At 60.0% G+C, this 14242-nt stretch carries 11 protein-coding genes; 10 read left to right on the top strand and 1 reads right to left on the bottom strand.

Features of this window, described 5'->3' with window-relative positions:
• The first annotated feature begins 21 nt into the window (after window positions 1-21).
• The 10 genes from urtB to ureC all read left to right on the top strand — a co-directional run bounded on the left by urtB (window position 22) and on the right by ureC (window position 8880).
• The gene (urtB, locus tag ACYZT2_RS04295; RefSeq protein WP_461970414.1) at window positions 22-1524 is read left to right on the top strand and encodes an urea ABC transporter permease subunit UrtB; all 1503 of its coding nucleotides are present in this window, start codon (window positions 22-24) and stop codon (window positions 1522-1524) included.
• Entirely contained in the window at window positions 1524-2603 is a 1080-nt protein-coding gene (gene urtC / locus ACYZT2_RS04290) for an urea ABC transporter permease subunit UrtC (protein WP_461970412.1), read from the top strand. The genes urtB and urtC overlap by 1 nt, the downstream gene beginning before the upstream one ends.
• Window positions 2604-2613: 10 nt before the next feature.
• Complete coding sequence (gene urtD, locus ACYZT2_RS04285; RefSeq protein ID WP_461970410.1) at window positions 2614-3483, top strand: urea ABC transporter ATP-binding protein UrtD; 870 nt, start codon at window positions 2614-2616, stop codon at window positions 3481-3483.
• A 155-nt stretch (window positions 3484-3638) separates the two neighbouring features.
• Window positions 3639-4337: an urea ABC transporter ATP-binding subunit UrtE gene (gene urtE, locus ACYZT2_RS04280; protein WP_461970408.1), complete on the top strand. Its 699-nt coding sequence runs from the start codon at window positions 3639-3641 to the stop codon at window positions 4335-4337.
• A gap of 30 nt (window positions 4338-4367) precedes the next feature.
• On the top strand, window positions 4368-5207 hold the full coding sequence (locus ACYZT2_RS04275; RefSeq protein ID WP_461970406.1) for an urease accessory protein UreD: 840 nt from the start codon (window positions 4368-4370) through the stop codon (window positions 5205-5207).
• Window positions 5208-5350: 143 nt separating this feature from the next.
• Window positions 5351-5653 (top strand): urease subunit gamma, encoded by a 303-nt coding sequence (ureA, locus tag ACYZT2_RS04270; RefSeq protein WP_461970404.1) that lies wholly within the window; start codon window positions 5351-5353, stop codon window positions 5651-5653.
• A gap of 9 nt (window positions 5654-5662) precedes the next feature.
• Window positions 5663-6196: a GNAT family N-acetyltransferase gene (locus tag ACYZT2_RS04265; RefSeq protein ID WP_461970402.1), complete on the top strand. Its 534-nt coding sequence runs from the start codon at window positions 5663-5665 to the stop codon at window positions 6194-6196.
• A gap of 5 nt (window positions 6197-6201) precedes the next feature.
• Entirely contained in the window at window positions 6202-6735 is a 534-nt protein-coding gene (locus ACYZT2_RS04260) for a GNAT family N-acetyltransferase (RefSeq protein ID WP_461970400.1), read from the top strand.
• Window positions 6735-7040 carry an urease subunit beta gene (locus tag ACYZT2_RS04255; RefSeq protein WP_030128285.1) on the top strand — a complete coding sequence of 102 codons (306 nt, stop codon included), beginning with the start codon at window positions 6735-6737 and terminating at the stop codon, window positions 7038-7040. The genes ACYZT2_RS04260 and ACYZT2_RS04255 overlap by 1 nt, the downstream gene beginning before the upstream one ends.
• A 139-nt stretch (window positions 7041-7179) precedes the next feature.
• A complete protein-coding gene (ureC, locus tag ACYZT2_RS04250) occupies window positions 7180-8880 on the top strand; it encodes an urease subunit alpha (protein WP_461970397.1) in 1701 nt (566 codons plus the stop codon).
• 61 nt (window positions 8881-8941) lie between these two features.
• Here the strand turns inward: ureC and ACYZT2_RS04245 are convergent, their stop codons facing one another.
• On the bottom strand, window positions 8942-14032 hold the full coding sequence (locus tag ACYZT2_RS04245) for a dermonecrotic toxin domain-containing protein (RefSeq protein WP_461970395.1): 5091 nt from the start codon (window positions 14030-14032) through the stop codon (window positions 8942-8944).
• Window positions 14033-14242: the final 210 nt, after the last annotated feature.

Genomic DNA, 14242 nt, shown 5'->3' with positions numbered 1-14242 from the left:
AGTCTGTGCAAGGCCATGCATATGCCCACCGCCCTTTACCGTCTCATCCTCGCCATCGCGCTGTTACTGCCGATGGCCACCCACGCGGGCGACGCCGAAGACTTCGTCGCAGCTAATCCCGTGCAACAAGCAAAACTTCTGGAAGCCTGGGCCGCGCAGCCCGATCCGGCCCGTATCGAACTGATCAACGCCTTGCAACAAGGCGAGTTGACCATCGATGGCCAGCCGAAAACCCTGCGCCTGAATAACCGCTTGCGGGGTCTGATCGATACCACGCTGGCCAGTCACCAATTACTCGCCGCCGACGCACAAATCCGCGTGGCCGCCGCGCAGCAATTGCAGAAAAGCGCCAAACCCGCTCAACTGAAATTCCTCGACCAGCAACTGGCTGGCGAAAAAGATGAAACCGTTCACGCCGCCCTGAGCCTGGCGTTGGCCAATCTGCAACTGGTCGACACTGACCCGGCCGTACGCCTCGCCGCTGTGCGTCTGCTCGGTGAAACCGGCGACCCGCTGGCCCGCACCCGTCTGGAAGGATTGCTTGAACCCGGCGTCGAAGCCGATGCCACTGTGCGCACCGCCGCCGAAACCAGCCTGGCCCAGGTCAAACGCAAGTTGCTGATCGGCGAGATGCTTGGGCAGGCCTTCAGCGGTATGTCCCTCGGTTCGATTCTACTGCTGGCGGCGTTGGGGCTGGCGATCACTTTCGGCCTGCTCGGCGTGATCAACATGGCCCACGGCGAGATGCTGATGCTCGGCGCTTACTCGACGTATGTGGTGCAGTTGATGTTCCAGCGCTTCGCCCCGCAAGCCATCGAGTTCTACCCGCTGATTGCTTTGCCGGTAGCGTTTTTCGTCACCGCCGGGATCGGTATGGCGCTGGAGCGCACGGTAATTCGTCATCTCTACGGCCGCCCATTGGAAACCCTGCTGGCGACGTGGGGCATCAGCCTGATGCTGATTCAGTTGGTGCGCCTGTTGTTCGGCGCGCAGAACGTTGAAGTGGCCAACCCGGCCTGGCTCTCGGGCGGGATTCAGGTGCTGCCGAATTTGGTGCTGCCGTACAACCGCATCGTGATCATCGCGTTCGCCTTGTTTGTGGTGGTGCTGACCTGGCTGCTGCTGAACAAGACTCGCCTGGGCCTGAACGTGCGCGCCGTCACCCAGAACCGCAACATGGCCGCTTGCTGCGGCGTACCGACCGGGCGCGTCGACATGCTCGCCTTTGGCCTCGGCTCCGGCATTGCTGGCCTCGGCGGTGTAGCCCTCAGCCAGATCGGCAACGTCGGCCCGGACCTCGGCCAGAGCTACATCATCGACTCGTTCCTGGTGGTGGTGCTCGGCGGTGTCGGTCAATTGGCCGGTAGCGTATTGGCCGCCTTCGGTCTGGGCATCGCCAACAAGATTCTCGAGCCGCAGATCGGTGCGGTGCTGGGCAAAATCCTGATCCTCGCGCTGATCATTCTGTTCATCCAGAAACGTCCGCAAGGCCTCTTCGCACTGAAAGGACGGGTGATCGACTGATGAACCAGCCTCTGATGCTCACGGCCACACAAAAGGCCGGCCCCAAGGTCACGATCGCCGTCGGTGCGGTGATCCTCGTTTTGCTGCTGGCGTTGCCCTTGTTGTCGTTGTTGCCTGCCGGCAGCGCACTGCATGTCTCCGCTTATACATTGACCCTGATGGGCAAAATCCTTTGCTACGCCATCGTCGCCCTGGCCCTCGATCTGGTCTGGGGTTACGCCGGTTTGCTGTCACTGGGCCACGGCCTGTTCTTCGCCCTCGGCGGTTATGCGATGGGCATGTACCTGATGCGCCAGGCTTCGGGGGACGGCTTGCCGGCGTTCATGACGTTCCTGTCGTGGACCGAATTGCCGTGGTACTGGACCGGTACCAGCAGCTTCCTCTGGGCCATGTGTCTGGTGGTGTTGGCGCCGGGATTACTGGCGCTGGTGTTCGGTTTCTTCGCCTTCCGTTCGCGGATCAAGGGCGTGTATTTCTCGATCATGACCCAAGCCCTGACCTTCGCCGGAATGCTCCTGTTTTTCCGCAACGAAACCGGGTTTGGCGGCAACAACGGCTTCACCAACTTCCGCACCATTCTCGGGTTTGGCATTACGGAACCGGGGACTCGCGCGGTGCTGTTTTTCGCCACGGTGGTATTGCTGGTGGCAAGTCTGTTTATTGGCTGGCGGCTGGCGCAGAGCAAGTTCGGCCGGGTATTGACTGCATTGCGAGATGCGGAAAATCGCTTGATGTTTTGCGGCTACGATCCACGCGGCTTCAAGTTGTTTGTCTGGGTGTTGAGCGCGGTGTTGTGCGGCTTGGCCGGCGCGCTGTATGTGCCGCAAGTCGGGATCATCAACCCGAGCGAAATGTCGCCGACCAACTCCATCGAAGCGGCGGTCTGGGTGGCGCTGGGTGGTCGCGGCACGCTGATCGGTCCGCTGCTCGGCGCTGGTGTGGTCAACGGGATGAAGAGTTGGTTCACCGTGGCGTTTCCGGAGTACTGGCTGTTTTTCCTCGGTGCGCTGTTCATCGTCGTGACGTTGTACCTGCCCAAAGGTGTGATCGGGTTGCTGAAGAAAAGGGGTGAACAATGAGGCTTGTAAAATGAGAACCACTGCAACGGCTGAATTCATGCTCGAACCGGCCTTTTTTCCAGCGGAGCCCAACAGGGACGCCGGCACCAGCCGCGACGCCATCGGCCTCGGCCAGAGCGCCGGCAAAGGCCTGAACACCCGACACGGCACCCTCCTGACCCTCGAAGACATCAGCGTCAGCTTCGATGGTTTCAAGGCGCTGAACGATCTGAACCTGTACATCGGCGTCGGCGAATTGCGCTGCATCATCGGCCCCAACGGCGCGGGCAAGACCACGCTGATGGACGTGATTACCGGCAAGACTCGCCCCAGTCACGGCAAGGCCTGGTTCGGTGAAACCCTCGATCTGACTCAGATGAGTGAAGTGCAGATCGCTCAGGCCGGCATCGGTCGCAAATTCCAGAAGCCGACGGTGTTCGAAGCCCTGAGCGTGTTCGAAAACCTGGAGCTGGCGCAGAAGACTGACAAGTCGGTATGGGCCAGCCTACAGGCTCGTCTCAGTGGCGAGCAGAAAGATCGCATCAGCGAAGTGCTGGAAACCATCCGCCTGACCGCCTCGGTCAACCGCCCGGCGGGGTTGTTGTCCCACGGTCAGAAACAGTTTCTGGAAATCGGCATGCTGCTGATGCAAGACCCGCAACTGTTGCTACTCGACGAACCGGTGGCCGGCATGACCGACGCCGAAACCGAATTCACTGCCGAGTTGTTCAAGAGCCTGGCGGGCAAGCATTCGCTGATGGTGGTGGAACACGACATGGGTTTCGTCGGCTCGATCGCCGACCACGTCACCGTGTTGCACCAAGGCAGCGTGCTGGCCGAGGGGTCGCTGGAACAGGTGCAGGACAATGAGCGGGTTATCGAGGTTTACCTCGGCCGATGATTTTCGCGCTTCTGTAGGAGCGAGGCTTGCCCGCGAAAGGGACGCCTCCGTTCACCTGCGAGACCGCGTCATCGTTCTTCGCGGGCAAGCCTCGCTCCTACAAGGGCAGAGGCGTGTCGAAAGTGGGACCGTGTCACACAGAAGGAATTTTGAACATGCTGCAAGTCGACAAGCTGCACCAGTACTACGGCGGTAGCCACATCCTGCGGGGCCTGACGTTTGAGGTGAAGGTCGGCGAAGTCACCTGCCTGCTCGGGCGCAATGGCGTGGGCAAGACCACCCTGCTCAAATGCCTGATGGGTTTGCTGCCGGCCAAAGAAGGCGCGGTGAACTGGGAGGGCAAACCGATCACCACGTTCAAGCCGCACCAACGGGTGCATGCCGGCATCGCTTACGTGCCTCAGGGCCGGGAAATCTTTGGTCGGCTGACCGCGGAAGAAAACCTGCTGATGGGGCTCTCACGGTTTCCGGGCGCTGAAGCGAAGGAAGTTCCGGCGTTCATCTACGAGCTGTTCCCGGTGCTGCTGCAAATGAAGCAACGGCGCGGCGGCGACTTGTCCGGTGGTCAGCAACAGCAGCTGGCGATCGGCAGAGCACTGGCCAGCCGTCCACGGTTGCTGATTCTCGACGAGCCCACCGAAGGCATTCAGCCGTCGGTGATCAAGGAAATCGACGCGGTGATCAAGCAGCTTGCAGCGCGCGGCGACATGGCGATTTTGCTGGTGGAGCAGTTCTACGATTTCGCCGCCGAACTGGCCGATCAGTACCTGGTGATGTCCCGGGGCGAGATCGTGCAGCAGGGTCGCGGTGAAAATATGGGAGCCGAGGGTGTCCGTGGACTGGTTACGATCTAACCTGAGCCTTCCTGACGATAATCAGAAATCATGAATTTACCTGCCCCCATCACGCTGTTCACCCCCAGCTGGCATGCCGAGTTGGAACTCGGCTACGCCCGTTTCGGCGACAGCACACGCCCGGTGCAGCGTCGCCACAAAGGCCCGCTGCGGGTGCAGAAGCATTTGTACGCTGAAGGCCCCGAGGTGTGTCAGCACATCATCGTTCACCCGCCGGGCGGGATCGCCGGTGGTGATCGGCTGGACATCTCGGCCAGCGTCGGCACGCACGCCTGGGCACAAATCACCAGCCCCGGCGCCGCCAAGTGGTATCGCGCGGCCGGGCCGGCTTATCAGAAACTCGACCTGCACGTGGCCGCCGGTGCTACGTTGGAGTGGCTGCCGCAAGAGACGATTATCTTCAGCGACGCTCAGGCAGAACTCAGCACCAGTATCGACCTTGAGGGCGATGCCCGGCTGTTCTACTGGGACGTGGTGGCGCTGGGTCGCCCTGCCAGCGGCGAGCGCTTCGATCTCGGGCACTTTCAGGCGCACCTGGATATCCGCCGCGACGGCCAGTTGCTCTGGCACGAACGCCAGCGCATTGTCGGGAATGATGGTTTGCTGGATTCGCCGATAGGGCTGGATGGCCAACCGGTGTTTGCGACGTTACTGGTGACGGGTGAAATTGATAGCGAATTGCTGGAGAAGTGCCGCTCGCTGCCCAATGACGTGCGCGGAGATCTGACGCAATTGCCGGGACTGTTGGTCGCCCGATGCCTGGCCAGTGAGGCGTTGTTGGCACGTGGTTGGCTGATTGATTTGTGGCGGTTATTGCGCCCGGCGTTGCTGGGGCGAGAAGCCGTCCCACCAAGAATATGGAGCACCTGAACACAGTTTCCTGTAGGAGCGAGGCTTGCCCGCGAAGAACGATAACGCGGTCTTCCCGTTAAACCGAGGCGCTCCCTTCGCGGGCAAGCCTCGCTCCTACAGGGTGAGTGAACTTTTTAACTGCCGATTATGGATTCCAAACGATGGACCTGACCCCACGCGAAAAAGACAAGCTGCTGATCTTCACCGCCGGCCTCGTGGCCGAGCGGCGTTTGGCTCGCGGCGTGAAGCTCAATTACCCGGAGGCCATGGCCTACATTTGCGCGGCGCTGCTCGAAGGCGCGCGTGACGGCCAGACCGTGGCCGAGCTGATGCATTACGGCACCACCCTGCTCAGCCGCGAACAAGTGATGCAAGGCATCCCGGAAATGATCCCGGAGATCCAGGTCGAAGCGACGTTTCCCGACGGCACCAAACTGGTCACCGTTCACCAACCGATCGCCTGAGGCCGCGCCATGACTTACCACATCCGCGATGCGTTGCTCGCCGACCTGCCAGCGATCCGCGACATCTACAACGACGCCGTACGGAGCACCATGGCGATCTGGAACGAACAGGCCGTAGACCTGGGCAACCGCCAGGCCTGGTTCAGCGCCCGACAAGATCAGGGTTATCCGATCCTGGTGATCGTCGACGGCGATAACAGCGTACTCGGCTACGCTTCATTCGGTGACTGGCGCCCGTTCGATGGGTTCCGCCACACGGTCGAGCACTCGGTGTACGTGCGCAACGACCAGCGGGGCAATGGCCTCGGGCCGCAACTGATGGAAGCGCTGATCGAACGCGCCAAAGGCTGCAACAAACACGTGATGGTCGCCGCCATCGAAAGCGGTAACGGCGCCTCGATTCGGCTGCACGACCGGGCCGGTTTCGTCGTCACCGGTCAAATGCCGCAGGTGGGTACCAAGTTCGGCCGCTGGCTGGACCTGACCTTCATGCAACTGATTCTCGACCCGGGCGCAATGCCGCCCGGTCCCCACAAGGAGTGATACCCATGAACGCCGCCCAACTGCGCCGCGTCAATGTTGAAAGCTTTGCGCACTATCGTCAGGGTTTGATTGATTTGCTCCTCGACGCCGTCGGCTATGGCGCGAGTGTCGGGTTCATGGCGGATCTGGATGCGACCCAGGCCCGAGACTATTTCGATGATGTCCAGGAGAACCTGAACAAAGGCAACGTGCTGCTCTGGGTGGTGGTCAAGGACGAACAGGTACAGGCCAGCGTGCAATTGACGTTGTGCCAGAAAGCCAATGGGCTGAACCGCGCCGAAGTGCAGAAACTGCTGGTGCGCGAACATGCCCGTCGTCGGGGCCTGGGCCAACAGTTGATGAGTGCCCTTGAGCTCGCGGCCCGCCAGCACAAACGCGGCATGCTCTACCTCGACACCGAGGCCGGCTCCCCCGCCGAAGACTTCTACAAGGCGATGGGCTACACCCGCGCCGGCGAAATCCCCGACTACGCCTGCGACCCCAACGGTCGCTACAAACCGACTGCCCTTTACTACAAGATTCTCCAGGGAGCCCATTGATGATTCCCGGTGAATACCAGATCCAGCCCGGCGACATCGAACTCAACGTCGGCCGCCGCACCCTCAGCCTGAAGGTGGCCAACAGCGGTGACCGGCCGATCCAGGTCGGCTCGCATTATCACTTCTTCGAAACCAACGACGCCCTGACGTTCGACCGCGCCGCCAGCCGCGGCATGCGCCTGAACATCCCCGCCGGCACCGCCGTGCGCTTCGAACCGGGACAGAGCCGCGAGGTCGAGCTGGTGGACCTGGCCGGGCATCGCCGGGTGTTCGGGTTTGCCGGGCGGATCATGGGTGATCTCTAAATATTCCGGCGTCTGCACCGGCCCCTTCGCGAGCAGGCTCGCTCCCACAGGGGAATGCGATCAACTGTGGGAGCGAGCCTGCTCGCGAAAGTGAGCGCAGCGAACGATTTCAAATTCAATTGAATCTCAAGGCGAACGAATGAAGATTTCCCGTCAGGCCTACGCCGACATGTTCGGCCCCACCGTCGGTGACAAGGTCCGTCTGGCCGACACCGAGTTGTGGATCGAAGTGGAACAGGACTTCACCACCTACGGCGAAGAAGTGAAGTTCGGCGGCGGCAAAGTCATTCGCGACGGCCAGGGCCAGAGCCAGTTACTGGCCGCGGAAGTGGTCGACACCCTGATCACCAACGCATTGATCATCGACCACTGGGGCATCGTCAAGGCCGATGTCGGCCTCAAGAACGGGCGCATCGCGGCCATTGGCAAGGCCGGCAACCCGGATATCCAGCCCAACGTCACCATCGCGGTCGGCGCCAGCACCGAAGTGATCGCCGGTGAGGGCATGATCCTCACCGCCGGCGGCATCGACACCCATATCCACTTCATCTGCCCGCAGCAGATCGAAGAAGCGCTGATGAGCGGCGTCACCACCATGATCGGCGGCGGCACCGGCCCGGCCACCGGCACCAACGCCACTACGTGTACCTCCGGGCCATGGCACCTGGCGCGCATGCTTCAGGCCGCCGATGCCTTCCCGATGAACATCGGCTTCACCGGCAAGGGCAACGCCAGCCTGCCGGAGCCGTTGATCGAACAGGTCAAGGCCGGCGCCATCGGCCTCAAGCTCCACGAAGACTGGGGCACCACCCCGGCGAGCATCGACAACTGCCTGAACGTGGCCGATCAGTACGATGTGCAGGTGGCGATCCATACCGACACCCTTAACGAATCGGGCTTCGTCGAAACCACCCTCGCCGCCTTCAAGGGCCGCACCATCCACACCTACCACACCGAAGGCGCCGGTGGCGGCCATGCCCCGGACATCATCAAGGCCTGCGGTTTGACCAACGTGCTGCCGAGTTCGACCAATCCGACCCGGCCGTTCACCCGTAACACCATCGACGAACACCTCGACATGCTGATGGTCTGCCACCACCTGGACCCGAGCATTGCCGAAGATGTGGCCTTCGCCGAAAGCCGTATTCGCCGCGAGACCATCGCCGCCGAAGACATCCTTCACGACCTCGGCGCCTTCTCGATGATCAGCTCCGACAGCCAGGCCATGGGCCGCGTCGGTGAAGTCATCACGCGCACCTGGCAGACCGCCGACAAGATGAAAAAGCAGCGCGGCCCGCTGCCACTGGATGGCGAAGGCAACGACAACTTCCGCGCCAAACGCTACATCGCCAAATACACCATCAACCCGGCGATCACCCACGGCATCAGCCATGAAGTGGGCTCGGTGGAAGTGGGTAAATGGGCCGATCTGGTGCTGTGGCGCCCGGCGTTTTTCGGGGTAAAACCGACGCTGATTCTCAAGGGCGGTGCCATTGCGGCCAGCCTGATGGGCGACGCCAACGCTTCGATCCCGACACCGCAACCGGTGCACTACCGCCCGATGTTCGCCAGTTACGGCGGCTCGTTACACGCCACCAGCCTGACCTTCATCAGCCAGGCAGCACAGGACGCCGGTTTGCCCGAAGCGTTGGGCCTGAAGAAGGAAATCGCCGTGGTCAAAGGCTGCCGCGACGTGCAGAAAACCGACCTGATCCACAACGATTACCTGCCGGCGATCGACGTCGACCCGCAAACCTATCAGGTCAAAGCCGATGGGATTTTGCTGTGGTGCGAGCCGGCCGACACTTTGCCCATGGCACAGCGTTATTTCCTGTTCTGACGGCCGCTGATCAAACAAGCCCCGAATGCGGCGCCGCATTCGGGGCACAGAAGATCACTCATCAACTACCGGATTCTACGGTGAACGGTATCCACGTTCTGAGCAGCTGAGCACGCTCGATGGCTTGGCTGGTGACCGTTTTTTTCAGGTCCTTGATCGCATTGAAGGCGACCATCTCATCTTCGCCCTGTTCGAGCTTTATCTTGTCGATATCAGCCCGATAGGTTTCGTCCAGGTATTTATCCCAGATGGGTTGATCAAGGATGCCTTCCACAAGCAGGTCACCCTGCTCCTGGGCCAACACGTGCAGACGGGCCGCCTCGATCATTTCGGGTGAAACGCCACTGATGGGCCTGAACAACATGCCACGTGATTGCCACGGCAGATCCAGGCTTTCCGCCAGGTCCGTCATGAAGGCGAGTTGCACTTCCACTTCGTCGATCGTGCCGGTGACATTGCCCTGGGCATTGACCCGCCTGAATTGCTCTCCCTTCGCGACACGCTCGGCAATACGCCGGCGCACAATCGCACCGATTTCATCCAGTCGGGATTTTCCCCTGGCCAACCGCACCAGTTCAGCTTCGATAAGGTCTGGCTGTTGCAGCGCGTAGGCTTCCTTGATCAGAACCTTGACGCCCAGTGCATTGAACAACTGGCTTGCACCGTCGGAACACTCGGTCACCACGATGGATTCGGAGAATGCCGTTTCGCGTAACGCGGCATCTTCGTACATGGCCTCAAGCATTCGCCACAGCTTGGCCGTCAGTTCGCTGCGATAAGTCGTTCCCGAGGCATTGAAGTCAGCCGATTCTGTCAGCCGGCGTACGACATCAAAAAACTTTTCCGAGCCGATCTGATCTTCGATCTCGTCCCAGATGATCAACCGTTCCTTGAACAATGATTCCGGCATGCCTTGCGCCCACTTCAGACTGTCCAGCAAACCTCGGGGCGGGTAAGGACGGTCAGGGTCCATGCCGAGAGATTCCGCATAGAATTTCAATTTTTCCAGAATGCTCGACGGCATCCACTCAGGGTCTCGGCTGACGAGGGTCCGCACCAGCAGTTCGGCGCGGAACGAGCCCGGTGCAACATCCGGAATTTCCGCCAATGGATTGAACCTGAGATTCAGATAAATATGCCGCGGGCGGGATTGGCCAAACAGGCCGACCGGCCACTGGTCAATCCCGGTTGACTCAAGATTGAGAACGGCCAGTCTTGGCATCTGGCTGATGTCAGGTACCAGCCACAAAGGATTTCCCGACAGGTGCAGCACCTCCAATCCAGTCAAACCTCTCAGACGCGTAACCGCTTGTTGGGTCAGCACGATTCGATTGTTCTCCAGCGCCAGGTGGGTCAGATGACGCAAATCACCGATGACCGGCGGTACCCGGTTCAACAAGTTGTCACCCAGGTCGAGCGAGCGAAGCCCGCGAAATTTTTCCAGAAACGCGCCTTGGCTACCGAGAACGTTGACTTGACGCATGCTCAGGCTGGTGACGTGATCAAAATTGGCGGCCAACCCTGGGAAAGTCGCTAGGTGCCTGCCCATGGAAATGCCATTCAAATCAAGATGCTGTGCACCGATGATGCCTGGGGCTTCGATGCCTGACGGCCCCGTCCTTTGCCAACATTGCCTGAGCGCCGTACAGAGGTTGTTTCGGGAGTTCCACTCTGCGACGCCCAAGGGGCTAAAACGATGGTGTGTGGTGGGCGAATTCATCCAGCCCTGAAGCGTTTTGTTCAGCTCGTTGAATTCGGCTTCCAAGGCACTGATGCGCGCCTCACTGCCGAACTCTTCGAGCATCGAACTGAATTGTTCAACAGTCAGTTCGGGGTAGAGCGAGCGAAGCCGACGCTGCAGCGCGGGCTGATCAACGACCTGTCGATAGCCGCGCATGCCGCCGCGCAGGCGCATGGTTTCGGCATCATAGGCGGGTTTACGCAGCGGATGCTCATTGAGCACCGAGTCGAATGCCTCGACGTCCAGCGGTGAACGTTGCAGGTCCGCCCTAAGCCGCGGGCCTTCAAAAATGTCGTAACCCAGCGCCTGGCGTTCGTTATCCGGCAATGCATGCAGCAACGAAGCAAAAAAATCATCGGAGCCATGCAGGTGTTGATCCCTGTCATCCCGCGCCTGATAACTGCCGTCCTCTTCGAGAATCAGCACTTTGCGAATGGGCGCATCTTGCGCACCGACACTGGCGTGGAGCTTGCCAGTGTGGGAGTACTCACGGATTTCGATGCGCACATCGCTCGACCAGCCGGGCAATTTTGCCAGCGAGGCCAGTTCCAGTCGTCGCGTGTCGTTGTTCTCCAGTCCCTCAAGATAAAGCCCTTCGTAGGCGCGGCTGACACGCACACGGTGTTGGGCCTGGCGGACCTGTTCACGCAAGCGCAGGGGCAGCGTCTGTTTCTGCGCCAGGTGTTGGAGATCGGCCGGGGTGGCCTCTTCCAGCAGGTGGGCCGCAACCGCGCTGGGCAAATCGGGGTACTCGTTGGTCAGCCGTTGCACCTGCGCCCCGTCGGCCAGATCGTTTTGTTTGTACAGGGTCTCAAACAGATTTTTACGTTTGCGCGTCGCCTGACTGGCCATTGTTTCCTTCAAGGCCTGGATGCGTGGTTCTTTTTGACTGGAAATAGCTTGCCCCAAAAGGTCATGGATTTCCCGCTCACTCAGGGTTTCGATCGTGCGCTGGGGTAATTGTCCGGCGCGCAATTCGGAACGGGTCAGCTTGATGCGGTCGGCACTGGCGACGTCAATGTTGCCGATGAGCGTCGATGGTCCCTTCAGCTGCGGGCCATCAAACACTTCCACGGCACGGGTCTGCGGCCAGCGCGGTAAGTCGGTCATGAGCCTGGCGACGTCATCCAGCAAGCGCTCCGGCACTTGACTGGCCAAAATCTGTTGGCCGACTTCGCCCGCTTCGGCGTAAAGCCTGAAGCGTTCGAGCGTATCGCTCAGCATCAGCGGTGGCGGATCGAGCTCGACATGGGCGCGGCGTAACGCATCTTCGGAAACACCCGCCACGGTGCGAATCTGTTCAAGGGTTTCGACAGGCCATTGCTCGGCGCCAGTGCCCAGTCGGCGCAGCAAACGCGTCTTGTCCCACGTCAATGGATCATCCAGCTCGGTCTTCCAGCTTCCTGCACCGTTATGCTCCAGCGGTGGCTGATAAGCCTCGGGGCGGGTCGGGTGTTGCAGACGGTGCTGACCGGTTTCAGCGTCCTGAGTGATCGCATAGTGTTTGCCGTCCATGGGCAGCAAATTGTGGCCGTCATGCCGGTAGATGCCAAGGTCATCGGCCTGCGCTTTTTCTGGCAGAACAGCCGGATGTTCGTACGCACCAAGGTCCGGGTTCCACAGGCGTTCTTCACCGTTGATCTGCACCGGTTTCAATTGCTCGACGAAGGTAGACGGCTCGACGGGCAGCACGCGTGTCGGCAGCACATGCCCCGCGGCCATCAATGTCAGCTGGGCAAAGTTAAGCAGTACACCCGTGAAGTAAGCCGAGGCCTGCTCTTTGTCTCCCGCGCTCCAGTCCTCAATGCCTTCGGCCACTTCAGCGAGCATTTGCGCGACCATGATCCCGAGCACCGCTTCACCGAGACCCGGCACCAACATCGCGCCAAAATTGAACACGGTCCAGCCGATGTCCAGAATGCTGGTAAGGCGCTTCCACCGGGTTGTAGCGTCTTCATCGCCGGTCGGCACGGCGATTCTGCGCGCGTCGGCGATGGCCTTGTCCCGCCGCTGACGAAAAAGAGCGCCCCACAGGTCGTCGCTAATGACGTTGGTGATGGGCTCGGCATTGGGGTTCTCGATTGCGGTTTCGCGCCACCATGGCCCCATGTCCAAGGGTTTGCGTTGCTGCCAGGTGATCGTCTTCAAGCGTTCATTGGTGCGAGCGAAAAATCGGCTTTTGTCCTTCTGGTCAACGAAACGGCTGAAGAATTGCTGGTACTCGGATTCGCGAAGCTGGCTGATCAGCGTGGTCATGAACTCAGCCAGCGAGGCGTATTCTTTCAGTGGCTGCTCGGGGTCGTCGGGGATATAGGCGATGAGGGGGCCGGTCAGACGGCTCTGGTTATAGACATCTTCGTTGCGCAGGGCCTCTTCGATAACACCTTGCGGGCCATTGGCAAAAAAGTTCTGAAGCAACTTGTACCGCTCGTAAATGTTTCCCGACAGCCCAGGTATTCGGCGAGACCAATCGGTCCAGAACTTCAGCGTTGGCGGCGTCAGGGCTTGCAGTGCGGTTTTTATCTCGCAGGGTTCACTCACGGCACTGAACAGGACAATCCCCTTCAGTCTGAAACCCATCACCGTTAATCGATGATTGAGCAAAGGGCGCCCGGAAGATTTCACGTCTCGTTTACCCTCGACAATTTCCTGGAGGCGATCGTAAGCGCCAGCGCTGACATCACCTTTCAAACGGGCGATGAGCGCCGCCAACCTGAACGCCGCTTTCTCACTGGCGATCGAGCGCGCCTGCAATGCGCGGCGGGCGGCCGGGTCCTGCGGCTGTAACATCTCGTTGATATGGCTCTGGTAGTGCGCACCGATGTCCAGCTTGCGGGCGATGCCCGCGAATTGCTCCGGCGTAATGGCATCAACGCGGACCGGAGCGCCTTGAGCATCTTTTTGAAAAACCCCCGAGCCCTCCCTGAAATGGCCTGGTTGCGTTTCCGCTTCTTCGAAATTATGCAGGGCCGCCGCGAGCAGCGAAGTGCGGCGCAGGCGGCTGGCGCCGGTATCCAGGCCGAAAATGATCGTGTCCGGGATGTAAAGTTGCAGCGTCAGCGCTTCAGGAGCGTCGAGCGTCTTTAATTGTTTCTTGATGGCCGTCGCCAGCAGCGGCCTGGCAAAGGCTTCGATATCGCTCTGCAAGTCACCGAGGACTTCATCCAGTGCATGTGTGGATCGCCAGTGCTCGTCGATCAGTTCTTTGAGATGTTGGCGCTGGGTTGCCGACGCCTGCTGATACCAATCCGGCATCCTGGCATCCGTCGCCAGCAGTGATTTCAGCGTGGCAGGGCCTGCATTTTTTACCGCGTCGGGAATGACCCGGGTCACTCGATCTTCGTGAACACCTTTGGCAACTTCGCCAGTTGCCATAGCATTCGCCGAATTGCTTCCTTGCAAATCAGACATGGTTCAAACCTTTCAATGAATAATCCTGCTACCAGATTATTCAAACACCAGCAAAACAAAAGCCTGATTTACTGCTGGATAAATGAAGGATAAAGGCGGGCATCCTTCGAAAAACAAGGGGATTGATATATATCTATACCACCTTGAAAAGTGGCGAGTATGCTGCCCCTCGAAGCAGGTTTATTTCCGGCCTGAAGGCGCTACCATGCG

It is taken from the genome of Pseudomonas sp. MDT1-85 (genome assembly GCF_054898065.1).
Note: the sequence above shows the minus strand (reverse complement) of the source record. Positions and strands in the feature narration are given on the sequence as shown.